We start from the raw sequence: 26,461 nt of genomic DNA, 5'->3' as shown, positions 1-26,461 counted from the left end.
CGTTCCTTTCGGGGTTCTTGCCCCAATCGCCAAGCCGCGCGGTTGCGCGCAGGCATCGGCCAGCGTGTCGTTGTTCGACCTTCATTTATGAAGGGAGTGCCGCGAGTTTCAAGTGCGCGCGCGGCTTTGCCAACAGACAAGCGAAGGCGCGTGACATATTTGTGCCTCTTGCACTAACAATGTTGCGCTGATGCGGCGATTCGGGTCACATCCGGTCGTCATCCTGAAAGGTTTCGAAAAGTCCCATGTTCCGTGCCGAACTCGACGCTATCGACATGCGTATCCTGAAAGAGCTTCAGGCCGACGGCCGGATGACCAATGTGGAGCTGGCCGCCCGCGCCGGTATTTCCGCGCCGCCCTGTTTGCGCCGTGTGCGAAAGCTGGAGGAGGCAGGCATCATCGAGGGTTATACGGCGCTCCTGAACGCGCCGTCGCTCGGCTACGATCTCGTCGCCTTCTGCATGGTCGGGCTGAAGCACCAGTCGGAGGCGAACCTCAAGGCCTTTGCCGCCGCAACCGGCGAATGGTCGATGGTGCGTCAGGCCTGGATGGTCTCCGGCGACAGCGATTTCCTGCTGCACTGCGTTGCCGAAAACCTCACCCGATTCCAGGATTTCGTCATCGAGGTGCTGACGGCCAATGCGCAGGTCGATACCGTGCGCACCATGCTGACCATCCGCCAGGTCAAGAAGGTCGGGCTGGTCGAGCTCTGAAATTCCAAAAACGCGACAGGATTTCTTCCGCAAGTGCCGGCGTGGAATTCACCGGCGCATGGCTGCCGCTTGCCGGGGCCTCGGGAAACTGGCCGATGGTGGTTTCCCGGGAAAGTGCCGCGATGAAGCGGTCTATCTTGTCGTGCCGGCCGGAGGGCTGGAAAATTTGCACGGGCACGCCCAAAGCGGCTGCCTCGCCCACCATGTTGGTCGAATCGCCGGTCACGACGATCTCGTCGGCCCAGGCGAGATAGGCGAGCAGCGGGTTTTCGCCCGTGCCATCCCAGAAGCGAGCGTTCGGTTCCTTCGCGAGGTCTGCGAGCGCCTTGGCGAGCGAGGGCGGTGTGCGGCGCGAGGCCGTGATCATCAGCCCACATCCTTCGTCGAGTTTTGCGCGCAGCCCGCCGAGCAGGCGGTCGATATCGCCTTGCGTGAACCGGTGATGCCGGCCGTTCCCGCCGACGAGCACGGTGATGCGCGGTTGGGGCAGGGGTGTCAGGGCGGCCTCGAAGGCAGCATGCGCCTCTGCCAGCCGTTGCGGCGAGAGCCGGTTGGGGGCGGTGGTGACGACGAGCACATCGTCGCCGCGCGGTGCGTCGTGCTGCTGCACAATCATCAGGTCCGCGCCGTGCCGGCAGGTGCGCGGGTCCTTGAAGAGCACGCAGAAGGTGGCCGGCGACAGCGATTTCAGCTTGCGCAGATAGGGCACCGCGCGCCGGCCCGTGGCGAGGCAGATGTCGGGCCACGGTGGCACGAGCGGTGAGCCAGTCTTCGACGGTGCGTCCTTCGGGTCGATCGGCCCCCAGGGCATCAGCCAGGTGAAGGCGCGGCGCGGCGTGACGCGGCGCAGGATTGGCGCGGCACCCAACGCCTCCGCAAGGCCGACCAGCGGCTGTTCGTCGCCGGCCTTGCCGTCCGTCAGGACCCAGACGACGGGGGCGCCGCTTTCCGCCATCTCAGGACCGCGGTCCCGTCAGGAGTTTTTCGTAGACGGAAAACTCCTTTTCCAGCATCTGCCGGGTGGTGAAATTCGCCAGGACGTGTCGCCGGCCGTTTTCGCCCATGGCGGCCAGACGCTCGGGATTGGAGAGTGCGTCTTCCAGCGCGGCGGCCAGCGCGGCGACGTCGCCGGGTGGCACGAGCCAGCCGGTCTCGCCGGGCAGCACCGTTTCGAGGCTGCCGCCGTGGTTGGTGGCGATGACAGGCGTTCCCATCGCCTGGGCCTCGATCGCCGCGCGGCCGAAGGCTTCCGGGTCCGTGGAGGCGGAGACGGCGAGGTCGGCGGCGGCGAGGAGGGCGGGCACGTCTCGCCGGCTACCGGTGAAATGCAGGCGGCCTTCGAGGCCGAGGCGGGCGCTGTCGCGCTGCAATTCGGCAACCAGCGCCTCGGAGCCGCCGCCGACGAAGGCGAGGCACAGGTCGGGCCGGGCGAGGCGGGCGGCGGCTTCCAGGAGCACGGCATGGCCCTTCCACCGCGTGACGCGGCCGACCATCACCACCAGCGGACCGTCGGCTGTTGCCCCGAGTTCGGCCCGCAACGCCGCCCGTGTCTTGGCGGAAATGCTCGCGGGGTCGAAAAGCGCCGGCTCGACGCCGCGGGGGGCGACGACCACGCGAGATTCCGGAAAGCCGTAGACCTCGGTGATGTGCCGGCGGATGAACTGCGAGTTCGCGATGACCAGCGGCGCGCGCAACATGGCGCTGTTGTAGAAGCGTTTCAGGGCATTGCCGTGGCTGTAGACGCCGTGAAAGGTCGTCACGAAATGCACCGGCCGTTTCGCGAGGCGCCGCGCTAGCAGGCCGACCCAGGCCGGCACGCGGCTGCGGGCATGGATGATGTCGATGCCTTCCGCGTCGACGAGCCGCGCGATGGCGCGTGCTGCCGAAACGGCGGCGAAGGGCGATTTCTTGCCGACCGGGATTGTCACATGCCGGGCGCCGGCAGCCTCTGCCGCCGCGACCAGCGGTCCGCCGGCGCTGGCGATCCAGTTCGCCACGCCGAGGGTGCCGAGATGGCCGGCCATTTCCACCGCGCTGCGCTCCACCCCGCCATCGCCAAGCGCCGGCAGAAGCTGGATGATGCGGGGTGCCGCGGCCTCTCCGTCGCGCACGGCAAAATCCTTGATCTTGCGCTGCCAGGTCTGTTCGCGGGCGTGCCGGGCGGCGTTTTCGCCGAGGCGCTCGCGAAGCGCGCGGTCGCCGAGCAGTCTGTCCAGCGCCGCCGTCACGGAGGCGCCGTCGGCGCCGTCGCAGAGCAGGCCGGTCTCGCCGTCGAGCACGGCGTCGGAGGCGCCGCCGTCGCGGCCGGCGAGGCTCGGCACGCCATGCCAGGCGGCTTCGAGATAGACAAGGCCGAAGCCTTCGACGGAGTTGCCCTCGCGGCGGGCGGGCATGGCGAAGACATCGGCGAGTTGGAGAAGGGCGGCCTTTTCGTCCTCCGAGACGCGGCCGTGGAAGATCACGGCATCCGCGACGCCGGCCTCCCGGGCGAGGGTTTCCAGCCGCGCGCGATCCGCGCCGTCACCGGCGACATGAAGTTTCAGGCCGGGATAGGCGGGGCCGAGTTTCGCCACGGCTTCGATTAGCTTGTCGACGCCCTTGCGCGGCTCCAGCCGGCAGAGCGTCATGATCTGCAAGCCGTCGCCATGGAGGGTGCGCAGCGCCTGCACCCGTTCCGGATCGGCGTCCGCCTGGGCGGGAACGGTGGGGGTGACGACGCGCAGCCGCTCGGCCTTCACGTAAGGCGCTGCAAGGCCGGCGGTGAAGGAGGAATTGGCGATGACGTCCGCCGCCTTGGCCATGGCGGCGCGGATGCGCTCGGCCTTGCGCGGGGAGGGCGTTGCCGGGAACTCCATGCCGTGGGCGAGCACGGTGATCGGCACGGCGACGGTGCCGAGGTTTTCGACGCTTTTCCAGGTATCGGCGATGATCTGGTCGAAAGCGCCTTTGCGGGTGAGTTTCTCCGCCGCGCGCGCCTTGCGCCAGCGCCGCAGCGGTTTCCAGCCGGAAAAGCGCGTGATGCGGAACGGCCGCTTCGGATCCGCCGCGTCCGCTTTGCCGTCGGCGAGAACCGTGACGGTGTGCCCGCTTTCCTGAAGCGCGAGCGCCATCGATCCCATCATGTTTTCGATCCCGCCGACGTCAGGCGGAAAACATTGCGTCAGTATAAGGATGTTCATCGTGATGATAGGCTGTCGGGGCTCGATGGGACTGCCCGCGCGCGATGGCGGCGGCATGTTTCGCAGAACTCCTATCACCGCGGGCCGATATGGTCTATGGAGGCGCGCGCGACAGGAGACGATGACGAATGCAGACGATAGCATGCATGAAATGGGGCACGCGATATCCGGCGGATTATGTCAACCGCCTGTGGTCCATGATCAAGCGCAACACCGTTCGCCCCACCCGGCTCGTTTGTTTTACGGAAGATCCCAGCGGCATCGACCCGGCCGTCGCCGTCTTCCCGCTGCCGCCGATCAATATTCCCGAGCGCGTCGCCTGGAAGCCGTGGCGCAAGATCTCGCTGTGGCAGGCGCCGCTGGCCGATCTCGAAGGCGATGTGCTGTTCGTCGATCTCGACGTGGTCATCACCGGGCCGCTCGACGACTTCTTCGATTATGCGCCGGGCCGATTCTGCATCGCGGAAAACTGGACGCAGCTTGGTAAGGGCATCGGCAACACCTCGGTCTATCGCTGGACCGTCGGCACCAACACACACATCTTCAACGACTTCATCCGCGACCCGGATGCCAAGGTCAACAAGCATATCATCTCGCAGCGTTACGTCTCCGCTGCCGCCGAGGGCATGACCTATTGGCCGGCCGAATGGTGCGTCAGCTTCAAGCACACGCTTTTGCCGCGCTGGCCGATGAATTTCTTCAAGGACGTGCCGCTGCCGTCGGCCACCCGCATCGTCGCGTTCACCGGCAAGCCGGACCCGGACGAGGCGGTGATCGGCGAATGGCCGGTCAAGGCCTGGTGGAAGAAGGCCTACAAACACGTGCGGCCGACGAAGTGGATCGACGAGAACTGGCGCTAGATTTTTGTTTTGCCGCATTGTCCGACGCCAAAGCGATGCTGCTTTGGCCGGAAATGCTCAGCGCACATTCTCCAGATACCATCGATAGGCGCGGGAAATGCCTTGGCGCAGGTCCGTGGCCGGCCGCCAGCCCAGGCGCGCCAGCTTTTCGTTCGACATCAGCTTGCGCGGCGTGCCGTCCGGTTTTGACGGATCGGTCTCGATCCGGCCTTCGAAGCCGACGACGTCAGCGATGAGCTTCATCAGGTCGAGAATCGGGATGTCTTCGCCCGAGCCGACATTGATGTGCTCGTAGTCCTCATAGTTCTTCAGGATGAAGACGAGCGCATCAGCGCAGTCCTCGCTGAACAGGAATTCGCGGCGCGGCGTGCCGGAACCCCAGATCGTTACATGGTCGAGGCCTGCAAGCTTCGCCTCATGCGCCTTGCGGATGAGCGCCGGCACGACGTGGCTGGTCTGGAGGTCGAAATTGTCGTGGGGGCCGTAGAGGTTCGTCGGCATGGCGGAGATGAAGCGGGCGCCATGCTGCTTCATATAGGCCTGGCACAGCTTGATGCCGGCGATCTTGGCGATCGCGTACCACTCGTTGGTCGGCTCAAGGTCGCCGGTGAGCAGCGCATTTTCCTTGATCGGCTGCGGCGCGAATTTCGGGTAGATGCAGCTCGACCCGAGGAAGAGCAGCTTTTCGACACCCGCCTCATGGGCGGATTTGATGACGTTCAGTTCCATCGTCAGGTTGCGCTGGAGGAACTCCACCGGGTTGCGGTCATTGGCGAGGATGCCGCCGACCTTGGCGGCCGCCATGACCACGGCGTGCGGCCGGTGTTCTGCGAGGAAGCGCTCGACATCGGACCGTTCTTCGAGATCGACCGTGTCGCGCTGGGCGAAGAGGATCTCGCAATTCTCTGCTTCGAGCCGCCTCGCGACGGCGCTGCCGACCATGCCGCGATGGCCGGCGACCCAGACGCGTTTTCCCTTGAGCTCATACATGTCAGAGCCGGCCCTTGTCGGAGAACTCTTTCTGCATGAGCTTCAGGTCTTCCCGTACCATTTCGCGGGCAAGCTCGTGCGCACTCGTCTCGTGGCGCCAGCCGAGCACCGTCTCGGCCTTTTTGGGATCGCCGAGCAGGAGGTCCACTTCCGTCGGGCGGAAGTACCGCGGGTCGATGCTGATCAGGCATTTGCCGGTCGCGGCGTCAAAACCCTTCTCGTCGGCGCCCTGGCCCTCCCAGCGGATGGTCATGCCGACCTCGGCAAAGCACCATTCGGCGAACTGGCGCACGGTGGTCGTGGTGCCGGTCGCCAGCACGTAGTCGTTGCCCTGCGGCTGTTGCAGCATCAGCCACATGCCGCGCACATATTCCTTGGCATGGCCCCAGTCGCGCTTGGCGTCGAGATTGCCGAGGAAGAGCTGGTCCTGCTGGCCGAGCTTGATGGCGGCGACGGCGCGGGTGATCTTTCGCGTCACGAAGGTTTCGCCGCGCAGCGGGCTTTCGTGGTTGAAGAGGATACCGTTCGAGGCGTGCAGGCCATAGGCCTCGCGGTAGTTCACGACGATCCAGTAGGCGTAGAGCTTGGCCGCCGCATAGGGCGAGCGCGGATAAAACGGCGTCGTCTCGCTCTGGGGAACCTCCTGCGCCTTGCCGTAGAGTTCGGAGGTGGAGGCCTGGTAGAAGCGTGTCTTCTTCTCCAGCCCCAGGATGCGGATCGCCTCCAACATGCGCAGCGTCCCGATCGCGTCGGCATTGGCGGTATATTCCGGCGTCTCGAAGCTCACCTGCACATGGCTCTGGGCGGCGAGGTTGTAGATCTCGTCTGGCTGGGTCTGCTGCACGATGCGCACGAGGTTCGTCGCATCCGTCATGTCGCCGTAATGCAGGAAGAACTGCGGATCGGGCTCGTGCGGGTCCTCGTAGATGTGCTCGATGCGCCCGGTATTGAACGAGGAGGAGCGGCGCTTGATGCCGTGCACGATGTAGCCCTTATCGAGCAGCAATTGCGCGAGATAGGCGCCATCCTGACCCGTTACGCCCGTAATCAAAGCCACCGGTTTCTTGGACAAGTCTGTTCTCCAGGGTGAAGGTGCAAGCGGCTTAAACCCGAACGCCCGGGCGATCAACCGCCGAATCCGGGCGGCGGATGTTATCGCGCCAGGAGGCCGGCGATGCGGTTCTTCAGGTGAAGCGCCTCGCGGAAGGCAAAATCACCTGCCGTCAGCAGCGGATGGCCCTTGCGGGACGCGCGCTGGCTCTTCAGCACGGCCGCGCCGTTGCCGCGCGGCGCGGTGCCGTTCTTGGCGACGATATTGGCGATCAGCGTGAGGATATTGTGGTCTTCCAGCACGCGGCGGCGCGCCTCGATGATGGCGGGCAGGCGCTTCTCGTATTCACCGTTGTCGATCGCCGCGCGCGTGATGGCGAAGGCCTCGTCCGGCTTGCGGATGTCGATGGCGATGAAGCTCTCGGCCGGGAAATAATCGGCAGCGTTCGGTGCGCCGAAATAGAAGGGCAGCGACAGGCCGAGGAAGGGGTCGGCGAGCTTTTCGGTGAAATGGTGCGGGGCGAGGTGGTTCTCGATCGCGAGATGATACTTGTAGGGATCGATCGATTCCGCCTTGTCATCGACTGGCCGGTGGCCGCGGCCGAAAACGTCGAGGTCGGGCATGCGCGCGGCCATGGCCTGCGTGAAATCGTAGCGCAGCCGGTGCAGCGTGTGGCCCTGCCGCTTGGTCGAGCAGACCGTGCCGATGACTTTCGTCTTTTCCGGAAAGTGCCCGGCAATTTCATCGGCGGTCATCAGGTGCTGGCTGCCGTTGCCGTAGAACCAGCGCAGGCCCGCCTGGCTGTAGATCCGGCCGGGATGGCGCAGCGCGAAGGGCTCCTGGCTCGTCACCACATGGCCGAACTGCCGCGTATAGGCACGGCTGTAGATCTTGATGCCGGAGGGTTCCGTCGTGAAGAGGATGGTGTTTTGCGGCGCGCAGGCAAGCGTTTCCACCCGCATCGGGCGGCGTTCGCCACCGGCAGGCGGCATGTTCTCGTAGACCGCCAGCCAGTCGTAGTCGCGCGCATCCGGATCGAAGGTGAAGGTCACGCCGTGGCGTTGCGCAAAGCCTGCAGAAAGCTGCCGGGCAAGCGGGCTTATGCCATGCCCCCGGTTGATCGGGCCCATGACCTTGACCACGGTGGCAGTGCTGCCGCCACCGGCTGGGCTATTGTCGTCTTCGGAAAGAATGGCGGTTCTCCTTCGAACGGCCGCTCGCGATCAGCCCCAGGTGACGGCAAGGATCTCGTAGGCCTTGGCGCCGCCGGGTGCGTTCACTTCGATCGAATCGCCGACTTCCTTGCCGATCAGCGCACGGGCGATCGGCGAGGAGATGGAGATGCGGCCCTGCTTCACGTCGGCTTCCTGGTCGCCGACGATCTGGTAGACCTTCTCTTCCTCGGTGTCCTCGTCGACGAGCTTCACCTTGGCGCCGAACTTGATCTTGGCGCCGGACATCTTGGAAAGGTCGATGACCTCGGCGCGCGCGACGTAGTCCTCGACCTCGGCGATGCGGCCTTCATTGTGGCTCTGGGCTTCCTTGGCAGCGTGGTATTCGGCGTTTTCGGACAGGTCGCCATGGGCGCGTGCTTCGGCGATCGCTTCGATGATTCTCGGACGCTCTTCCTGCTGGCGCCAGCGCAGTTCTTCCTGCAGCTTGACGAAACCGCCGTGAGTCATCGGTACTTTTTCAACCATTTTATCCCGTCCTTCAGCCCGCGTCGCGCGGGCTCCCGCCCGCATGAACGCAAAAGAAAACGGTCTCCGGAGAAGATTCCCCGGAACCGTCGAAAGCATTTGAACGATGCTTATAGCAGATTGCGTCGGGCGAAAGCCAGTTTTTTCGCCGCAGGTGCAGCATCCGCCCACAGCGCCCGGAACAATCGGCCGCGTCTTCCAGTTAGCCGAATATCGCGGGAGGCGTGCATGACAATCGACAATTCGGACACGGACATGAGGAGCAGACCATGAGCGTGATGCAGAAGATTTCCGGTTATTTCAAGCAGCTCGCCGGCGAAGTGTCGGGCAACCAGGCCATGCACGACGAAGGGCGCCGCGAGGCGGCGGAGACCGGCTACCAGGAAAAACACGAGCAGGTGGTGCCCGTCGAGCCGCGCACGGTGCCGGGTGCAGAAAGCGTCGTGTCGGCAGAGACCGGCCGCGAAAAGGTCATCCATGCCGATGCGGTGCCGCAGTTCGAGGTTTCGCAGGCCGGCCGCAGCAATGACGGCGTTTCGAGCGCCAAGCCGCGCGTCATCACCGGCAGCGACGATGCCACTGTGCACCGCACGCCGCCCGGCATAGCGGCGCCCGCCCGCGACTGGTCCGCCGGTTTCGATGAGACCGCACCGCGGCAGGATACCGAGACCGGCGTCACCGATTATTCCGACCCCGAACAACTGAAGCTATACCGCCTCGTCCCGCTCGCGTCCGCCACGGACACCAACTGGGATCTCGCGCCGAACCAGGGCGAAGTGGTGGTGCGTGCCCGCTCCTCGGGCGACGCCCGCGTGGTCGCAGCTGAAGCGGAGCTCGATTATCTGGAAATCGATGCGCTGCCTGCGGACGGCAATTCCACCACCTCGTCCAGCGCCTTCCGCAACGAGAAACTTTACGCCGTCGTCGATGAGAGCGATCCGGCCTATCCGCTGGACGGCCCGCGGGAAGTCGTCGCCGGCACCGTGCGTGTCGACAACATCCGCCCAACCGAGCTTTGAGGAGGTCGCCATGACCCGCAGCCAATCCGCCCGCACGGCGGCCAAACAGCGTGACATTCAGGACGAGGTGGCGGCGGCCGACCGCAAAGCCGGGGAGGACAAGGCGAAGGCCATGCAGGCCGGCGCGCGCCTCTATCCCGTGCCGCCCTTTCCCGAGCAGCACCAGCCGAAACCCGGCAATGAGGCCAAGCTCGATCCTGCACCGATGTATGACGCGCCCTTCTATAAGGGCTCGGAAAAGCTGAAGGGCAAGGTGGCGCTCATCACCGGCGGCGATTCCGGCATCGGCCGGGCCGTCGCCGTGCTCTTCGCCCGCGAGGGTGCGGACGTGGCGATCGCCCATCTTGCCGAAGGCGGCGACGCGAAGGACACGATCGCCGCCGTCGAGGCGGAGGGTCGGCGCTGCATCGCGCTTTCCGGCGACGTTAAGGACAAGGTTTTTTGCCGCATTGCGGTCAAACGCACGGTGAAGGAGCTTGGCCGGCTCGACGTTCTCGTCAACAACGCCGCCTTCCAGGTCCATGCCAAGGATATTCTGGACCTCTCGGAAGAGCATTTCGACGAGACGCTGAAGACCAATCTCTATGGCTATTTCTTCATGGCGCAGGCGGCGGTGCCGCACATGGAGGCGGGTTCCGCCATCATCAACACCGGCTCTGTGACCGGCCTCGAAGGCTCCAAGGCCCTGCTCGACTATTCGATGACCAAGGGCGGCATCCATGCCTTTACGCGCTCGCTGGCAAGCCAGCTCGTGCCGCGCGGCATCCGCGTCAATGCGGTGGCGCCCGGCCCGGTCTGGACGCCGCTCAACCCCTCGGACAAGGAGGCGGAAGACGTCGCCAAATTTGGCGCCGACACGCCGATGAAGCGCCCCGCCCAGCCAGAGGAGCTGGCGCCCGCCTATGTCTTCCTCGCCTCGCCGCAATGCTCCAGCTATATCACCGGCGAAGTCCTTCCCATCATCGGCGGCTATTGAGCCGCCGATGCCAACCGCTTTTTCATTGACTGCGCTCTCTAGAACATATAGTGAACAAATATGAAGAAATCGCTGCAACAACGCTTGGCCATCCTATCCGATGCCGCCAAATACGATGCCTCGTGCGCTTCCAGCGGAACGGTCAAGCGCGACTCCGTTGCGTCGGGCGGGCTGGGCTCGACGGAAGGGGCGGGGATCTGCCATGCCTATGCGCCGGACGGGCGCTGCATCTCGCTCTTGAAGATCCTGCTCACCAATTTCTGCATCTTCGATTGCGCCTATTGCATCAACCGCTCCTCCAGCAATGTCGAGCGCGCCCGCTTCACGCCGGAGGAGGTGGTCTGGCTGACGCTGGAATTCTACCGGCGCAACTATATCGAGGGGCTTTTCCTTTCCTCCGGCATCATCCGCTCGCCGGATCATACGATGGGCGAGATGGTGCGGGTGGCGCGTGAACTGCGCACCGTGCACGGCTTTCGCGGCTATATCCATCTCAAGTCCATTCCCGACGCCGCACCGGAGCTGATCGAGGAGGCGGGGCTTTATGCCGATCGCCTCTCGCTCAACATCGAGCTACCGACGGATGCCGGCATAGGCCGGTTTGCGCCGGAAAAGCGACCGGACGGCATTCGCCGCGCGATGGGTGACCTGCGCCGCAAGATTGAGGCGGCGGACGATCCCACTCTCCAGACCAAGCGGCGCAAGCGCTTCGTGCCGGGTGGCCAGAGCACGCAGATGATCGTCGGCGCCGATGGCGCGGACGATGCGACGATCCTGAAGACGAGTGCCCGGCTTTACGGCAGCTACGGCCTGAAGCGCGTCTATTATTCCGCCTTCAGCCCCATTCCCGATGCGTCGCGCGCGCTGCCGCTGATCAAGCCGCCTCTGGTGCGCGAGCACCGGCTCTACCAGGCAGACTGGCTCTACCGCTTCTATGGGTTCGGCGTGGACGAGATCACCTCCGGGACCGGCGGCATGCTGGATCTCGACATGGACCCCAAGCTTGCCTGGGCGCTTGCCAACCGCGACGCCTTTCCGATGAACGTCAACCGGGCGGAGCGCGAACGGCTGCTGCGCGTGCCGGGCCTCGGCACGAAGACGGTGGATGCCATCCTCTCCAGCCGCCGCTTCCGCCGCCTGCGGCTGGAGGATCTGGCGCGGCTCGGCGTGTCGCTGCGCAAGGTGCGCGCCTTCATCGAGGCGGAGGGTTGGACGCCGCGGCGGCTGGCCGATCGCGCCGACCTGAAGACGCTTTTTGCGCGCAAACCGGAACAGCTTTCGTTGCTCTGATGCACACGATCCCTCTTGTCGGACGAGGCGATTTTTCCGAGTGGCGCGACGCCGCCCGCGCACTCGCTGCCGCCGGCATTTCGCCGCGCGAGGCGGACTGGCGCATTTGCGGGGTGGAGCATGAGCTTTTCGATGCCGTCGCGCCGCCGCAATTGCCGAAGCCGGATGCCGCCGCCCCGCCGCTCACCGTGCCGCCGGCCTTCCTGCCCCTGGCCGAGGCTGTCGTCTGCCATACGGAGCCCGGCCGGTTTCACATGCTCTACCGGCTGCTCTGGCGCCTGCAATCGGATCGCCGCCTGCTGGAACTGACGGCGGACAAGGATGTCGCCTGGGCGCGGCTTCTCGCCAAGAACGTCCATCGCGACAGCCACAAGATGACGGCCTTCGTGCGTTTCAAGGAGATTGCCGGCGAGACGGCGGGGCGCCGACGGTTTTTTGCCTGGTTCGAGCCGTCGCATTTCGTCGTGGCGCGCACCGCACCGTTCTTCCGCCGGCGCTTTGCCGACATGGACTGGATCATCGCGACGCCGAACGGCACGGCAAGCTGGGATGGCGAGACCCTGATCTTCGACACGCGCCCCGGCGAAAATCCCGGCCATGGCGACCCGACCGATGAACTCTGGCGCACCTATTATGCAAGCATCTTCAATCCGGCCCGCCTGAAGCTGAAGGCCATGCAGGCCGAGATGCCGAAGAAATACTGGCGCAACCTGCCGGAAGCCGATCTCATTCCCGAGATGATCGCCAATGCCGAGGCGAATGTGCGCGCCATGGCCGAGCGCGCCGCGAGCGACCCGCCGCTCTTCCACTATCGCCTCCAGGAGGCCGCGCAGCCCCTGTCGCAGATCGTGCCTGCCGGCGCCGGCACGATCGAGGCGGTGCGCGAGGAGGCGCGCCACTGCACGCGCTGCCCGCTACATTGCACAGCGACGCAGACCGTTTTCGGCGAGGGGCCGCAGGATGCAAGCGTGATGATGGTCGGCGAGCAGCCGGGCGACCAGGAAGACCTCGCCGGCCGCCCCTTCGTCGGCCCGGCGGGCAAGGTTTTTGACGCGGTGCTGAAGGAGGCCGGCATCCCCCGGCCGTCCCTCTATCTCACCAATGCGGTGAAACATTTCAAATATGAGCCGCGCGGCAAACGCCGCATCCACCAGAAACCGGACCGCGGCGAAATCGACCATTGCCGCTGGTGGCTGGCAAAGGAGGTCGAACTCGTCAAGCCACGTCTGATCGTGGCGATGGGCGCCACCGCGCTCTATGCGCTGAGCGGTGAACAAAGGCCGCTCAATCAGGTCCGCGGCAAACCGATCGCCATGCAGGGCGACATGGTCCTATACCCGACCATCCACCCGTCCTACCTGCTCCGCCTGCCGAATGAGGCCGAACGCCAACGCCAGCACGCGCTGTTCGTCGAGGACATGCTGATGGTCGGGCATTTGAAGGAGACGATGGGGTAGGTTATGCAGCCTGCGAAAGCAGGTCCTTGGGCAGATGCGCGCGCGCGTCGAGCACTTCGAGGCCGACGATGCGGCCGTCCTTGTCGAAATCGAGCATGATGCCCTGCGACACCTCTTCCGTCTCGATGATGTCCTCATGCGAGAAGCGGATATAGGCCGCGTCCACGACGGGGTCGTATTCGACTTTCACGGTCATGCCGGCTTCCTGGCGCCTCTGTCGATAAATGCGGATATTATTCGTACCTCATCGCTCGCTTCAACACAAACGACGCGCAATATGCGCCCGTCGAGTGCCTCTATCGCGCGATAGCGTCGCTCCACCTCGGGTCCGGACGGGTCGCTCAAACGCCATTCAGGCGCACGAACGGTAGCCTCGATCCAGGCTGGATCAAGCTTGCGCTCCCGCATCACGGTTTCGGCGTGAAGCGAGTAGCGCAAGGGCTTGTCCATTATGGCCTCTCAGAAATACGACTGCAACGGCCGCACTTCGAGCTGGCCCTGCTTGAGCGCCCGGATCGCCTGGGCGGCGGCAAGGGCGCCGGCCATGGTGGTGTAGTAGGGCACCTTCTGCATCAGCGCGGCGCGGCGGAGCGACTTGGAGTCCGAGATGGCCTTGTTGCCGTCCGTCGTGTTGATGACAAGCTGGACCTGGCGGTTGCGGATGGCGTCCTCGATATGCGGGCGGCCTTCCTGCACCTTGTTGATCTTGACCGCCTCGATGCCCTTTTCGGCGAGGAAGCGGGCGGTGCCGGAGGTCGCCATCACCTTGAAGCCGATGCCGGTGAGGATGTTGATGGCCGGCAGCACGCGGTCCTTGTCCTCGTCGCGCACCGAGACGAAGACGGTTCCTTCGCGCGGCAGGTCGACGCCGGCGCCGAGCTGCGATTTGGCGAAGGCCAGCGCGAAATCGGTGTCGAGGCCGATGACCTCGCCGGTCGAGCGCATTTCGGGGCCGAGCAGCGTATCGACGCCCGGGAAGCGGGCGAAGGGGAACACGGCTTCCTTGACGGCGATGTGCTTGAGGTTGCGCGGGTCCGGCTTTTCGCCATAGGCGGCGATCGCCGCGTCGAGGCTCTCGCCGGCCATGATGCGGGCGGCGATCTTGGCGATCGGCGCGCCGATGGTCTTGGCGACGAAAGGCACCGTGCGCGAGGCACGCGGGTTGACTTCCAGCACGTAGATCGTGCCGTCCTTGATGGCATATTGCACGTTCATCAGGCCGCCGACATTCAGCGCCTTGGCAAGCGCCTTGGTCTGGCGTTCCAGCTCGTCGACGGTCTCGCTGGAGAGCGTGTGGACCGGCAGCGAGCAGGCGCTGTCGCCCGAATGGATGCCGGCTTCCTCGATATGCTCCATGATGCCGGAGACGAAGACGTCCTTGCCGTCCGAGATGGCGTCGACATCGACTTCGACGGCATTCGACAGGTAGCTGTCGAAGAGCAGCGGGTTCTTGCCGAGCAGCGTGTTGATCTGGCCAGTCTTGTCGTTCGGGTAGCGCTGCTTGATGTCTTCCGGCACCAGTTCCGGCACGGTGTCGAGCAGGTAGGTCTGCAGCATCGATTCCGAATGGATGATCTGCATGGCGCGGCCGCCGAGCACGTAGGACGGGCGCACGACGAGCGGGAAGCCGATCTCGGCGGCGACGAGGCGCGACTGCTCGACCGAATAGGCGATGCCGTTGTTCGGCTGGGCGAGGTCGAGCTTCTGGAGCAGCTTCTGGAAGCGGTCGCGGTCTTCGGCCAGGTCGATCATGTCGGGCGCGGTGCCGAGGATCGGGATGCCGTTCTTTTCCAGTGCCTCGGCGAGCTTCAGCGGAGTCTGGCCGCCGAACTGCACGATGACGCCGACGAGTTCGCCCCTGGTCTGCTCGGCCTTCAGGATCTCGATGACGTCTTCGGCCGTCAGCGGCTCGAAATAGAGACGGTCGGAGGTGTCGTAGTCGGTCGAGACGGTTTCCGGGTTGCAGTTGATCATGATCGCTTCATAGCCGGCATCCTTCAGCGCGAAGGCGGCGTGGCAGCAGCAATAATCGAACTCGATGCCCTGGCCGATGCGGTTCGGGCCGCCGCCGAGGATGACGACCTTCTTGCGATCCGAAATGCCGGCCTCGGAGCGCGCGGCTCCTGCAAACGGCGTCTCGTAGGTCGAGTACATATAGGCGGTCGGCGAGGCGAATTCGGCCGCGCAGGTATCGATGCGCTTGAAGACCGGGCGCACGTCGAGGTGATTGCGCAGTTCGGCCACTTCCTTCGGGCGCTTGGCCGAAAGGGTGGCGAGGCGCGCGTCGGAGAAGCCCATGGCCTTCAGCATGCGCAGGTTTTCGGCGTCTTCCGGCAGGCCGTGCTCGCGGATGCGGGCCTCCATGTCGACGATCGCCTTGAACTGCTCGATGAACCACGGGTCGATCTTGGAACCGTCATGTACCTCTTCGGGGGTGAGGCCGAGGCGCAGCGCCTGGGCGACCATGCGCAGGCGATCGGGCGTCGGGCGGGAGATCGCGGCGCGGATGGCGTTGCGGTCGTTGCCGTCGCCGAGGCCCGGGATTTCGATCTCGTCGAGACCGGTCAGGCCGGTTTCGAGGCCGCGCAGGGCCTTCTGCAAGGATTCGGCGAAGGTGCGGCCGATCGCCATCACTTCACCGACCGACTTCATCGCGGTGGTCAGCGTCGGCTCGGCGCCGGGGAATTTTTCGAAGGCGAAGCGCGGGATCTTCGTCACCACGTAATCGATCGACGGTTCAAAGGAGGCCGGGGTCGCACCACCGGTGATGTCGTTTTCCAGCTCGTCGAGCGTGTAGCCGATGGCGAGTTTTGCCGCGATCTTGGCGATCGGGAAGCCGGTCGCCTTGGAGGCGAGCGCGGAGGAGCGCGAGACGCGCGGGTTCATTTCGATGACGACGAGGCGGCCGTTGGCGGGGTTGACGGCGAACTGCACGTTCGAGCCGCCGGTCTCGACGCCGATCTCGCGCAGCACCGCGATCGAGGCGTTGCGCATGATCTGGTATTCCTTGTCCGTCAGGGTCAAGGCAGGTGCGACGGTGATACTATCGCCGGTGTGCACGCCCATCGGGTCGATGTTTTCGATCGAGCAGATGATGATGCAGTTGTCCGCCGTGTCGCGGACGACCTCCATCTCATATTCCTTCCAGCCGAGCACCGATTCCTCGATCAGCACTTCCGTGGTCGGGGAGGCGTCGAGGCCGGAATTGACGATTTCGAAGAATTCCGAGCGGTTGTAGGCGATGCCGCCGCCAGTGCCGCCGAGCGTGAAGGACGGGCGGATGATGGCGGGCAGGCCGATCACGTCGAGCGCCTGCGCACCGATCGCCATGGCGTGGCTCATATAGCGCTGCTTGCGGTCGGTCTCGCCGAGGTTCCACTGGTTTTCCAGCTCGTCCAGCGCCTTGTCCAGCGCATCGCCGGAAAGCTCGGCCTTCACCCTGGCGCGCTCGGCCTCGTGCACCTTGCGGTCGAGGTCCTTGATCTCGGTGGCGTTGGCGAGCAGCGACTTCGGCGTTTCGAGGCCGATGCGGGCCATCGCCTCGCGGAAGAGTGCGCGGTCCTCGGCCATGTCGATGGCGGCGGGCTTGGCGCCGATCATCTCGACATTGTAGCGCTCCAGCACGCCCATGCGCTTCAGGGAGAGCGCGGTGTTGAGCGCGGTCTGGCCGCCCATGGTCGGCAGCAGCGCGTCCGGGCGTTCCTTGGCGATGATCTTGGCGACGACTTCCGGCGTGATCGGCTCGACGTAGGTGGCGTCGGCCAGGCCTGGGTCGGTCATGATCGTTGCCGGGTTGGAGTTGACGAGGATGACGCGGTAGCCCTCCTCCTTCAGCGCCTTGCAGGCCTGGGTGCCGGAATAGTCGAATTCGCAGGCCTGGCCGATGACGATCGGCCCCGCGCCGATGATGAGGATCGATTTCAAATCTTGGCGCTTGGGCATGTCTCTATCCGTTCTTCCGCGTGCGCGAAAATCCGGCCAAGGTGATGGGTTCACCGGCCGGGCGCGCAAAAATGGTCTGTCAAGGCTAGAAGCGGCTTATAGGCAAATGCGGAGGCGAGCGGAACCCCGAAAATGGAGCAATCGACAGGAAAAGTGCCGCTCTGTTTCCAGCGCCGCGCCCGCCCGATATACCCTTGGTTCGAACGGCCCGAGGCAAGGCCGAAAGCGAGCGGAAATATATGTTGATCTGGGAGGCCGGACCATGCTGCCGCAAGAAACGGATGTCCTGATCGTCGGGGCAGGGCCGACCGGCCTTGCGCTGGCCGTCACCCTGCAACAGGCGGGCGTTGCCCATGTGATCGTCGACCGGCTGGCCGCCGGCCAGAACACGTCGCGGGCGGCCGTCATCCATGCGCATACGCTGGAGGTGCTGGAGCATATCGGCGTCACCGACGTGTTGGAGCAGCGTGGCCTGCCGCTCACGCGCTTTGCGCTGCGCGAGCATGACAAGGCGCTGCTGGAGCTCGACTTTTCCATGCTGCCGTCGCGCTATGCGCAGATCCTGATGATCCCGCAGGACGAGACGGAGACGATCCTTGCCGAGCGGCTGTCGAGCCTCGGCGGCACGATATATCGCGGCGCTTCGGCGACGACGATCGAGCCGGACGCGACGGGTGCGGTCGTCCATCTCGATACGCCCGAGGGTGTGCAGAGCATCCGCGCCCGCTATGTCGTCGGCGGCGACGGCATGCACAGTGTGGTGCGCAGCGCTGCCGGCATCACCTTCGATGGCGAGACCTACAGCGAATCCTTCGTGCTCGCCGACGTGCATATGGACTGGGCACTGAGCGACGAGGTGTCGCTGTTCTTTTCGCCGGAGGGCATGGCCGTCGTCGCGCCGCTGCCGGGCGGGCGCTATCGCATCGTGGCCCCCGTCGAGGACGCGCCGGAGGCGCCGGACGTGGCCTTGGTGCAGGCGATTCTCGACGCGCGCGGGCTGCGCAAGGGCGTCAGCAGGGTGCGCGACGTGATCTGGAGTTCGCGGTTTCGCGTGCACCACCGGGTCGCCTCGCGTTACCGCGCCGGGCCGTTCTTCCTCATGGGCGATGCCGCGCATGTGCATAGCCCGGCCGGCGGGCAGGGCATGAACACGGGGCTCGTCGATGCCGTCGTGCTTGGCCGGCTGCTGGCCGACGTGCTCACCGGCAAGGCGCCGGAGGCGACGCTGGACCTCTATGAGGAGAAGCGTCGGCCGGCGGCGGCCGAGGTGCTGGAACTGGCAGGCCGCCTGACGAAGATCGCGACGGTCCGCAGCCGCATCGGCCGGACCTTGCGCAATATCGCCCTGCGGCTTCTCGGCACCTCGCCCGTCTTCTGCCGCAAGCTCGCCCTCAACGTCTCGGGCCTTGCCCGCAAAGGGCTTGGAATGGTTCCCACGCGCTGAGCGCGGGTCAGTCCGTCGCGAGAATGCCGGGCAGTTCCTTCAGGATGCTGTCGCGTGCCCTGAGGCTGGTGCGCGGTTCCTGTTTCTTCTCGTCCTGTATCAGCCGGGCGAAGACGACGGTGCGCTCGTCGCGGCGCGCCCAGCCGACATACCAGCCATAGGGGCGGCCGTATTCCGGCGTACCGTCGGCCTTGCGGGAATAGGCCATGCCCGTCTTGCCCTGCACGCCCCAGCCGTCCTCGATGTCGCGCCGCTCGACGATCTCCATGGCCCTGTCCATCGCATCGGCGGCGACCGGTAGTTCGTGGTTCACCAGCTTTTTCAGGAATTCCACCTGTTCGCGCGGCGAGATTTTCAGCGAGGAGGCGATCCAGGCGCGTTCCAGGCCGTTGTCCTTGCCGGGATCGCCCGCCATGTCGGCATTGCCGTATCCGAAAGCGTCGGCATAGTCGCGCAGCTGCTCGTAGCCGAGGAATTCGGCGATGCGCTGCGAATACCAGACGACGGACAATTCCATCCAGCGCTTCGGGCTGGTCGGCTGCCGCCAGGCATCGCCGCCCCAGTCCGGATAACCCTTCATGAAGGGCAGCACCGGTTCCTCGGCGTCTTCGAGATAGCCCGAATCGTAGCCCATCACGGCGAGCGGCACCTTGAAGGTGGAGGCGGGCGTCACGCGGGTCGTGCAGTCGCCCTTTTCCAGAAAGACCTCGTCGCTTCCCGCATCGGCGACGATGGTACAAATAATGCGGGCTTGCGCCGGCACGCTCATGCCCGCGGCCAGCAGGACGCCGGCCGCGAAAAGACGGATGTCCATCACGTTTTCCTCGAATTTTGAATGGCTTGCGCATTCTGGATAGCAATGCTTTGATGGTCTGGCAAAAGATCAATACTGGTCTCAGCCATGAGGAAAACTGGGGCATTGCCATGGTTCGGCCATATCTGCCGCTGAACGCGTTTCGCGCTTTCGAAGCCTCCGCCCGGCACCTGAGTTTTACGCGCGCGGCGATCGAGCTGAACGTGACGCAGGCGGCCGTCAGCCATCAGGTGAAGAGCCTGGAGGACCAGCTGGGTGTCGTGCTGTTCAAGCGCCTGCCGCGCGGGCTGATGATCACGGCGGAGGGCGAAAGCCTGCTGCCGGTGCTGCGCGACAGCTTCGACCGCATGGCTGACGTGGTGGAGCGCTTTCGCGGCGGGCATGTGCGGGAAATCCTGACGATCGGCGCCGTCGGCACCTTTGCGGTCGGCTGGCTGCTGCCGCGGCTGGCGAGTTTCCGCGAGCGCCATCCCTTCGTGGAGGTGCGGCTTTCCACCAACAACAACCGCGTGGACCTCGCCGCCGAGGGCCTCGACTTTGCCATCCGCTTCGGTGCCGGCGCCTGGCATGGCACGGATGCGGTCCGCCTGTTCGACGCGCCGCTCTCGGTGCTCGCCATTCCCGCGGTGGCGCGCGACCTGAAGGAGCCCGCCGACTTGCTCGGCATGACGCTGCTGCGCTCCTACCGCCGCGATGAGTGGACGCGCTGGTTCGAGGCCGCCGGGCTGCCGCGCACGCCGCCGCCGCAGAACGCCATCGTCTTCGATACCTCGCTCGCCATGATGGAGGTGGTGCTGCAAGGGGCGGGCGTCGGCCTCGCGCCGCCCTTGATGTTTTCGCGGTTGCTGGGGGCGGGGGCGGTGGTGCAGCCGTTCAAGACCAGCGTGACGCTCGGCAGCTACTGGCTGACCCGACTGCAGTCGCGCAGCGTCAGCCCCGCCATGTCCGCCTTCGCGGCCTGGCTGGAACAGGCGGTGGCGGAGGAGGGGCTGAGCTGAATGTCGATTGGTCCTAGGCCAGTCCCGGCATGACCAGCACCTTCACCTCGCCCGGTCGTGGCGGATTGGTCACCGCATCCGGCAGTTCATCGAGGCCGATGCGGCGGGAGACCAGGCGGTCGACCTTGATCGTGCCGGCGGCGATGAGGGCGGCGGCGCGGCCGTGCGTGAAGGGATTGACGAAGGAGGTCAGGATTTTCACCTCGCGGAAGAGCAGGTCGAAGGGCTCGAACGCCACGGTTTCCCCCTGCGGCATCACGCCGAGAATGACCACCGTGCCGCCATTGCGCGCAAGTCTCGGCGCCTGCTCCACCGTTTCGGCCACGCCGGCGCATTCGATGACCACGTCCGCCCCGCCCGGCAGCAGGCCGGCCTTTCCGGCGATGCCCTGGATGACGTCGCTGGCGGTGGGGTCGAAGGAACCGGTTGCGCCGATCTCCTCGGCGAGCGCCCGGCGCACCGCCTGACGGGTGACCAGGATGACGGAGGCGGCACCGGCAAGGCGGGCGAGCTGCACGACCAGCATGCCGATCACCCCGCCGCCGAGCATCACGACGGAGCTGCCGGGCTCTATGCCCGCCATGTCGATGCCGTGCAGGCAGCAGGCGAGCGGTTCGCAGAAAGCGCCGTGTTCCGGCGGCAGCGAGAGGGGCAGTTCATAGGCCTGCTTCTGCGGCACCAGAACATATTCGGCAAAACCGCCGTCGCGGTGAATGCCGATCGCCTGCAGGTTTTCGCAGAGGTTGACGCGGCCGCGCTGGCATTGGGCGCAGCGGCCGCAATGGATGTTCGGATCGCCGGTGATGCGCATGCCGGGGCGAAAATGGATGACGGCATGGCCGACCGCCTCGACGATGCCGGAAAATTCATGGCCAAGCGTCACCGGCGGCTTGCAGGGGAATTCGCCGTGGAAGAGGTGGCGGTCCGTGCCGCAGATGCCGGCGGCTTCAATCCGCACGAGCAGGTCGTCCGGGCCGGGCACCGGCTTTTCCACCTCGCGCACGAAAAATCCGCCGATCGCTTCCAGCCGCGCCGCCTTCATGCCGTCCTCCCATTTTCCTCGAGAGGATTAGGAGCGGGAACGGCCGGCGCGGTCAAGTCAGGTTGCGGCGACGCTTTAGTTCGGCATCGGTCGGCGTGTCGAACTCGAAGGAGCCGGTGGTGACCTCGCCGGCGCGGGCATATTTGCTGATGACGACGCCGGTGTCGCTGGTGCGCGAATCGACGAGCGTCAGCGCGCGCGGGAAGGCGGTGTCGCCGAACAGCCGCTTGCCCTTGCCCAGGATGACCGGGAAGGTGAAAACGTTGATCTCGTCGACGAGGTCGTTTTCGAACAGCGCCTTCAGGAACTCCGTCGAGCCCTGCGTCAGCAGGTCCGGTCCGTCCTCGTTTTTCAACGCCCTCACGGCGGCGATTGCGTCTGCGCCAAGAACGTGGCTGTTCTGCCAGGTGGCCCTGAAGGCCGGGTTGCGGGTCGCGACATATTTGTTGATGCGGTCGAAGAGCGGGCCGATCGGGTCGTCCTTCTCGACATAGGGCCAATGGGCGGCGAAGATGTCGTAGGTCTTGCGGCCGAGCAGCAGGTCGAAGGGTTTTGCAAACATCTCGCCGACCGCGGCACCGCCCTTCTCGTCGAAAAGCGGGGCCACCCAGCCGCCGAACTTGAAGCCACCGATCGGGTCCTCCAGCGGCCCGCCCGGCGCCTGCATGACGCCGTCGAGGCTGACGAATGCGCCGACATTGATCTTTCTCATGGGTCTTCTCCTCGCGTGATCGCTTGACTGATATCTAGAGACGCGCGGCGAAAGGGCGATCCGACACGGGGCTGAAAAATTATCAGCCGCGGCCCCAGCGGGCGCGCACCGCCTCGGCCCGGCTGCGGCTCACCGGTATTTCCCGCCCGTCCTTGAGCAGGATCGTGAGCCGGCCATCGCCGCGCAGGAGTTTTTCGACATGGGCGTCGGCGACGAAATGCGAACGGTGCACGGAAAGGCCGGGCGTGGGGCCGAGTTCCTCCAGCGCATCGGAAAAGCGCAGCAGGATCAATTCCCGGCCGCGGCTCGTCGTCACCTCGGTATAGTGGTCGGCGACGGTGAGATGCAAGATCGCACCGCGGTTTTCCGGCTTCAGGCGCCGCAGCAGCAAGACCTCGGCCCGTTCCTCCCGCGCAGGCGCCGGAGAGAGCGCTTGCGCCTGCTTGCTGCTCATCGTCATGAAGGTCAGGCCGCAGAACAGAGCGGAGAGCAGGAGGCCGGTCGCGATGCTTTCGGCGAGCACGGAAGGAGTGATCGTGCCGCCGAAGGTCAGCAGGCTGATCGCTTCCGTCGCAAGCCCGACGGGCACGCCGGCAATCAGCGTGCCGAGCGCCATGCGGCCGAAAAGGCTCGGGATGCGGTGGGCAAACAGCGTGTTGACGACGACGATGGTGACGATGGCTATGCCCCAGGCGACGGCGTGCAGCACGAGCCAGAAGCCGAGGCGCGGCACGGCGGCAAGCCGCTGAGACGTGCCGTAGGGGCCGGTCACCCAGAAGATCAGAACGACGGCGCCGAAGGTCGCCCAGAAGCGGGGCGAGCGCAGGAAGACCTGCAGTTCACGAAGCGCGGATTGCAGGAAGGGGCGTTCCACGAAGTTTTCCGTCCATTCGGGCCAAAGCGTTTGAGGCGATCCGATCAATGTCTGAAGACCGGAGCGATTTCAACCGCATCCGGAGCCCGCCATGACCTTCGAGCCGCTTCTCAACGCCCCTTCCGCCGTCCAGTTCCATGTGGCGACCGTGCTGCCGGCGGCCGTGCTCGGCGCCGTCCTGCTCGCCCGTCCGAAGGGCACGCCGGCCCATCGTCTCCTTGGAAAAATCTGGTTGTTGCTGATGGTTGCGACGAGTTTTTCGACCTTCTTCATCCACGACCTAAAGGTGATCGGCGACTTCAGCCCGATCCATCTGCTCTCCGTCTACGTCATCGTCGGCAGCGTGCCGGCGATCCGTGCCGCGCGCCGCCGCGATATCCGCGCGCACCGCGCGCATGTGGCCGGCATGTATTTCGGCGGCATCGTCGTGGCCGGGCTTTTCACGCTGGTGCCGCACCGCGTGATGGGCGCCATGATCTTCGATGGCGCCTCCGGTCTGGCAAGCGGGCTGGCGGCCGCCATCGTCAGCGTGCTGCTCGTCGCGGCGGGTGGGCTGGCCGTTCGCGAGGCCGGTTGGCTCGATCGCCTGCCGGCGGTTTTCCGTCGGCGCTGACGGCTGCTTTTCATTTTGCAAGGCGCCCGCCAGGCCCTATAAGCTGGTGCTGAGGAACGAATTCACTTTGTGGACGTTCGTCGGCAATCAATTCGGGGAAATGCGCCATGGAATGGAAAGGTCGCCGTCAGTCGAGCAATGTCGAGGACCAGCGCGGGGCCGGGGGCGGCCCTTCGCTCGGCCGCGGCAATGGCGGGTTCCGTATTCCGATGGGCGGCGGACGTCGCGCCGGCGGCGGTATGAGCATCGGCACGATCATCTTCCTCGTCGTCATCTACTTCATCTTCAAGGCGATGGGCATCGACCTGTTGCAGGTGATGGGCGAGGGCGGCGGGCAGGTCAGCGTGCCGGGCTTCGAGCAGACGGAAAGCGCCAGCCAGCGCTCCTCGCCGCAGGAAGAGGAACGCAAGGCCTTCATGGCGACGGTGCTTGCCGAGACCGAAGACACCTGGAACGGCATCTTCCAGACGGCCGGCGAACGCTACGAGGAGCCCAAGATGGTGCTCTTCTCGGGCTCCGTTCAGTCCGCCTGCGGCTTTGCCTCGGCGGCGTCCGGCCCGTTCTATTGCCCGGGCGACCGCAAGCTCTATCTCGACATGAGCTTCTTCGACGAACTCGCCAACAAGTTCGACGCGTCGGGCGATTTCGCGCAGGCCTATGTCGTCGCCCACGAGGTCGGCCACCATGTGCAGAACCTCACCGGCGTGCTGCCGCGCTTCAACCAGCAGCGCCAGCGCATGAGCGAGGTCGAGGCCAACCAGATGTCGATCCGCGTCGAGCTCCAGGCCGATTGCTATGCCGGCATCTGGGGCAAATATACCGAGCAGAAGGGTCTTCTGGAGCGCGGCGACCTGGAGGAGGCGCTGAACGCCGCAACCCAGATCGGCGACGACACGCTGCAGAAGCGCACGCAGGGTTACGTCGTGCCGGAAAGCTTCAACCACGGCACATCCGAGCAGCGCCGCCGCTGGTTCAAGCGCGGCTTCGACACCGGCCGGGTCGATGCCTGCGATACGTTCAAGGGCGATGTGTGATGAGGGATGCGCCGGCGGCACTGCCGCCGTCGGCGACCTTCAGGTCTTCCTCGACGATCGAGGCATATTTGCCGGAATGGGTGAGCGCGACCGCCAGCGCCACGACGAGCGTCGGCACGGCGATCGCGAGATTGCCGCGCAACTGCCAGAAGAACGGCCGGTGCACGACCTTTACCCACAGCAGGAAGGCCGCCGGAATGCCGGCGAAGGCCAGCATGTGAAAGGCGAAGCGCAGCGGCTGGAAGGGAGCACCTTCGCCCTGTTCCGCGGCGCGAAACACCCCGTCATCGTCCATGAACCAGGCGGCGGCCGCTGCAATGAGCAGCAGCAGGATGAAGAGCGGCTTCATCACGTTTTTCCACGAGAAGATGACGCAGGTGGCGATGAACAGGCAGAAGAAGCCGCTCGTCACCAACACCAGCGTGTCCGGCCGCGCGCCGAGCAGCGCCCAGGTCTCCATCCAGAAATCGCGGCTGGTGATCAGGAAGAGATAGAGGCCGGTCGCCAGGCTCACCGTCAGGCTCGCGAAGCTGGGTCTGGCGGAAAGATGGCTCGGGGCAGAGCGGGTCGACATTGCCGGTCCTCAAGAACTGATGCGCAGGCACACATCTCGGCGCGCACCGTTACCGGCGCATGACAATCCGCGTGTATCCGCGCATTTCTCTCACGAGGAACCTGACAGGACGCTGACGACGGGCCGTGCTGCGCGGCCCGTCGTCAGGGGAATCAGGCGCGCTTTTCGCTGTCCATATGGGCAAGCTGCGCGGCGGGGTAACGCTCGCCGGCCGCCGCATCCTTCGGCATGGCGGCTTCGATGGCCGCCAGATCGGCCTCGCTCAGCGAAACCGCCTGCGCGCCCAGCGCTTCCGCCAGCCGGTCGCGGCGGCGGGCGCCGATGAGGGGGACAATATCCGCGCCCTTCGCGGCGACCCAGGCGATGGCGAGCTGGGCGACGCTCGCACCCTTCTCCTCGGCGACGCGGCGCAGCGCCTCGACGAGGGCGAGGTTCTGCTCGACATTGCCCTCCTGGAAGCGCGGGCTGATGCTGCGGAAATCGCCGCCGGCGCTCGCGCCCTTTTGCCAATGGCCGCTGATCAGGCCGCGCGACAGCACGCCATAGGCGGTGATCGGGACGCCGAGCGCCCGGCAGGTCGGCAGGATGTCCGCCTCGATGCCGCGCGAGATCAGCGAATATTCGATCTGCAAATCCGCGATCGGGTGAACGGCGGCGGCGCGGCGGATGGTTTCCGACCCCACTTCCGACAGCCCGATATGGCGGATGTACCCGGCCTTCACGAGGTCGGCGAGCACACCGACGGTCTCCTCGATCGGCACGGCCGGGTCGAGGCGGGAGGGGCGGTAGATATCGATATAATCGGTGCCGAGCCGTTGCAGCGAATAGGCGAGGAAATTCCGGATCGCCGCCGGGCGCGAATCGTAGCCGCTCCACGCGCCGTCCGGACCGCGCAGCGCGCCGAACTTCACGCTGATCACCACGTCCTCGCGCAGGCGGTCGCTGAGCGCTTCGGCGATCAGCATCTCGTTGTGGCCCATGCCGTAGAAATCGCCGGTGTCGAGCAGGTTGATGCCGGCGTCGAGGGCGGCGTGGATGGTGGCGATGCTTTCGGCCCGGTCGGCCGGGCCATACATGCCGGACATGCCCATGCAGCCGAGCCCGATGGTGGAAACGGCGGGGCCGGTCTTGCCGAGGTGGGTGGTCTTCATGGCGTCTCTCCTGTGATCTGCCGTTCGG

Annotated in this window: 25 protein-coding genes; 10 read left to right on the top strand and 15 right to left on the bottom strand. The window is 65.5% G+C overall.

Annotation, left to right across the window (positions count from 1 at the left end; genetic code table 11):
• Positions 1–245 precede the first annotated feature (245 nt).
• Complete coding sequence (locus GB927_RS13220; RefSeq protein WP_256117464.1) at positions 246–713, top strand: Lrp/AsnC family transcriptional regulator; 468 nt, start codon at positions 246–248, stop codon at positions 711–713.
• On the opposite strand, the gene GB927_RS13215 is transcribed toward GB927_RS13220, so the two are convergent.
• On the bottom strand, positions 685–1,668 hold the full coding sequence (locus GB927_RS13215) for a mitochondrial fission ELM1 family protein (RefSeq protein WP_256117463.1): 984 nt from the start codon (positions 1,666–1,668) through the stop codon (positions 685–687). The genes GB927_RS13220 and GB927_RS13215 overlap by 29 nt on opposite strands.
• A 1-nt stretch (position 1,669) precedes the next feature.
• The gene (locus tag GB927_RS13210; protein ID WP_256117462.1) at positions 1,670–3,892 is read right to left on the bottom strand and encodes a glycosyltransferase; all 2,223 of its coding nucleotides are present in this window, start codon (positions 3,890–3,892) and stop codon (positions 1,670–1,672) included.
• Between the two features lie 128 nt (positions 3,893–4,020).
• Here GB927_RS13210 and GB927_RS13205 point away from each other — a divergent pair, with 128 nt between their 5' ends.
• Entirely contained in the window at positions 4,021–4,752 is a 732-nt protein-coding gene (locus GB927_RS13205; RefSeq protein WP_256117461.1) for a hypothetical protein, read from the top strand.
• A 57-nt stretch (positions 4,753–4,809) separates the two neighbouring features.
• Here the strand turns inward: GB927_RS13205 and fcl are convergent, their stop codons facing one another.
• From fcl to greA, 4 genes are all read right to left on the bottom strand, one after another.
• Positions 4,810–5,742: a GDP-L-fucose synthase gene (gene fcl, locus GB927_RS13200; protein WP_256117460.1), complete on the bottom strand. Its 933-nt coding sequence runs from the start codon at positions 5,740–5,742 to the stop codon at positions 4,810–4,812.
• Position 5,743: 1 nt separating this feature from the next.
• On the bottom strand, positions 5,744–6,814 hold the full coding sequence (gene gmd / locus GB927_RS13195) for a GDP-mannose 4,6-dehydratase (protein ID WP_256117459.1): 1,071 nt from the start codon (positions 6,812–6,814) through the stop codon (positions 5,744–5,746).
• 80 nt (positions 6,815–6,894) lie between these two features.
• Positions 6,895–7,935 (bottom strand): glycosyltransferase family 10 domain-containing protein, encoded by a 1,041-nt coding sequence (locus tag GB927_RS13190; RefSeq protein ID WP_256117458.1) that lies wholly within the window; start codon positions 7,933–7,935, stop codon positions 6,895–6,897.
• An 81-nt stretch (positions 7,936–8,016) separates the two neighbouring features.
• Positions 8,017–8,493, bottom strand: a complete 477-nt coding sequence (gene greA / locus GB927_RS13185; RefSeq protein ID WP_256117457.1) for a transcription elongation factor GreA — start codon at positions 8,491–8,493, stop codon at positions 8,017–8,019.
• Between the two features lie 701 nt (positions 8,494–9,194).
• Between greA and GB927_RS13180 the strand changes: the two genes are divergently transcribed.
• The 4 genes from GB927_RS13180 to GB927_RS13165 are packed head-to-tail and all read left to right on the top strand — an operon-like array spanning position 9,195 to position 13,235.
• Complete coding sequence (locus tag GB927_RS13180; protein WP_256117781.1) at positions 9,195–9,512, top strand: hypothetical protein; 318 nt, start codon at positions 9,195–9,197, stop codon at positions 9,510–9,512.
• Positions 9,513–9,522: 10 nt separating this feature from the next.
• Complete coding sequence (locus tag GB927_RS13175; protein ID WP_256117455.1) at positions 9,523–10,488, top strand: SDR family oxidoreductase; 966 nt, start codon at positions 9,523–9,525, stop codon at positions 10,486–10,488.
• A gap of 60 nt (positions 10,489–10,548) precedes the next feature.
• Positions 10,549–11,778, top strand: coding sequence for a putative DNA modification/repair radical SAM protein (locus GB927_RS13170; RefSeq protein WP_256117453.1), 1,230 nt, complete (start codon positions 10,549–10,551; stop codon positions 11,776–11,778).
• Complete coding sequence (locus GB927_RS13165) at positions 11,778–13,235, top strand: UdgX family uracil-DNA binding protein (RefSeq protein ID WP_256117452.1); 1,458 nt, start codon at positions 11,778–11,780, stop codon at positions 13,233–13,235. Before GB927_RS13170 ends, GB927_RS13165 begins: the two co-directional genes overlap by 1 nt.
• A gap of 1 nt (position 13,236) precedes the next feature.
• Here the strand turns inward: GB927_RS13165 and GB927_RS13160 are convergent, their stop codons facing one another.
• The 3 genes from GB927_RS13160 to carB are packed head-to-tail and all read right to left on the bottom strand — an operon-like array spanning position 13,237 to position 17,177.
• Complete coding sequence (locus GB927_RS13160; RefSeq protein WP_256117451.1) at positions 13,237–13,431, bottom strand: DUF2283 domain-containing protein; 195 nt, start codon at positions 13,429–13,431, stop codon at positions 13,237–13,239.
• Positions 13,428–13,685: a DUF4258 domain-containing protein gene (locus GB927_RS13155; RefSeq protein ID WP_256117450.1), complete on the bottom strand. Its 258-nt coding sequence runs from the start codon at positions 13,683–13,685 to the stop codon at positions 13,428–13,430. Before GB927_RS13155 ends, GB927_RS13160 begins: the two co-directional genes overlap by 4 nt.
• A 9-nt stretch (positions 13,686–13,694) precedes the next feature.
• On the bottom strand, positions 13,695–17,177 hold the full coding sequence (gene carB, locus GB927_RS13150; protein WP_256117449.1) for a carbamoyl-phosphate synthase large subunit: 3,483 nt from the start codon (positions 17,175–17,177) through the stop codon (positions 13,695–13,697).
• Positions 17,178–17,439: 262 nt separating this feature from the next.
• Here carB and GB927_RS13145 point away from each other — a divergent pair, with 262 nt between their 5' ends.
• Complete coding sequence (locus GB927_RS13145) at positions 17,440–18,621, top strand: FAD-dependent monooxygenase (protein ID WP_256117441.1); 1,182 nt, start codon at positions 17,440–17,442, stop codon at positions 18,619–18,621.
• Between the two features lie 7 nt (positions 18,622–18,628).
• Here the strand turns inward: GB927_RS13145 and blaOXA are convergent, their stop codons facing one another.
• Entirely contained in the window at positions 18,629–19,435 is an 807-nt protein-coding gene (blaOXA, locus tag GB927_RS13140) for a class D beta-lactamase (protein WP_256117440.1), read from the bottom strand.
• A gap of 110 nt (positions 19,436–19,545) precedes the next feature.
• Here blaOXA and GB927_RS13135 point away from each other — a divergent pair, with 110 nt between their 5' ends.
• On the top strand, positions 19,546–20,433 hold the full coding sequence (locus tag GB927_RS13135; RefSeq protein ID WP_256117780.1) for a LysR family transcriptional regulator: 888 nt from the start codon (positions 19,546–19,548) through the stop codon (positions 20,431–20,433).
• A 13-nt stretch (positions 20,434–20,446) separates the two neighbouring features.
• Here the strand turns inward: GB927_RS13135 and GB927_RS13130 are convergent, their stop codons facing one another.
• The 3 genes from GB927_RS13130 to GB927_RS13120 form a co-directional block, all read right to left on the bottom strand.
• Positions 20,447–21,475 carry a zinc-dependent alcohol dehydrogenase family protein gene (locus GB927_RS13130; RefSeq protein WP_256117439.1) on the bottom strand — a complete coding sequence of 343 codons (1,029 nt, stop codon included), beginning with the start codon at positions 21,473–21,475 and terminating at the stop codon, positions 20,447–20,449.
• Positions 21,476–21,527: 52 nt separating this feature from the next.
• Positions 21,528–22,187: a dihydrofolate reductase family protein gene (locus GB927_RS13125; protein ID WP_256117438.1), complete on the bottom strand. Its 660-nt coding sequence runs from the start codon at positions 22,185–22,187 to the stop codon at positions 21,528–21,530.
• Between the two features lie 82 nt (positions 22,188–22,269).
• Positions 22,270–23,061 carry a LytTR family DNA-binding domain-containing protein gene (locus GB927_RS13120; RefSeq protein WP_256117437.1) on the bottom strand — a complete coding sequence of 264 codons (792 nt, stop codon included), beginning with the start codon at positions 23,059–23,061 and terminating at the stop codon, positions 22,270–22,272.
• A 91-nt stretch (positions 23,062–23,152) separates the two neighbouring features.
• Between GB927_RS13120 and GB927_RS13115 the strand changes: the two genes are divergently transcribed.
• Together GB927_RS13115 and ypfJ are read left to right on the top strand one after the other, a co-directional pair.
• Positions 23,153–23,674, top strand: a complete 522-nt coding sequence (locus GB927_RS13115) for a DUF2306 domain-containing protein (RefSeq protein ID WP_256117436.1) — start codon at positions 23,153–23,155, stop codon at positions 23,672–23,674.
• A 107-nt stretch (positions 23,675–23,781) separates the two neighbouring features.
• Complete coding sequence (gene ypfJ / locus GB927_RS13110; RefSeq protein WP_256117435.1) at positions 23,782–24,708, top strand: KPN_02809 family neutral zinc metallopeptidase; 927 nt, start codon at positions 23,782–23,784, stop codon at positions 24,706–24,708.
• On the opposite strand, the gene GB927_RS13105 is transcribed toward ypfJ, so the two are convergent.
• Positions 24,692–25,282, bottom strand: coding sequence for a phosphoethanolamine transferase domain-containing protein (locus tag GB927_RS13105; RefSeq protein ID WP_256117434.1), 591 nt, complete (start codon positions 25,280–25,282; stop codon positions 24,692–24,694). The two genes, ypfJ and GB927_RS13105, sit on opposite strands and share 17 nt — an antisense overlap.
• Positions 25,283–25,434: 152 nt before the next feature.
• Positions 25,435–26,433 carry an aldo/keto reductase gene (locus GB927_RS13100; RefSeq protein WP_256117433.1) on the bottom strand — a complete coding sequence of 333 codons (999 nt, stop codon included), beginning with the start codon at positions 26,431–26,433 and terminating at the stop codon, positions 25,435–25,437.
• Positions 26,434–26,461: the final 28 nt, after the last annotated feature.

The organism is Shinella lacus (assembly GCF_010994755.1).
Taxonomy (GTDB): Bacteria; Pseudomonadota; Alphaproteobacteria; order Rhizobiales; family Rhizobiaceae; genus Shinella; species Shinella lacus.
This window is presented reverse-complemented; position numbering and strand designations above follow the sequence as displayed.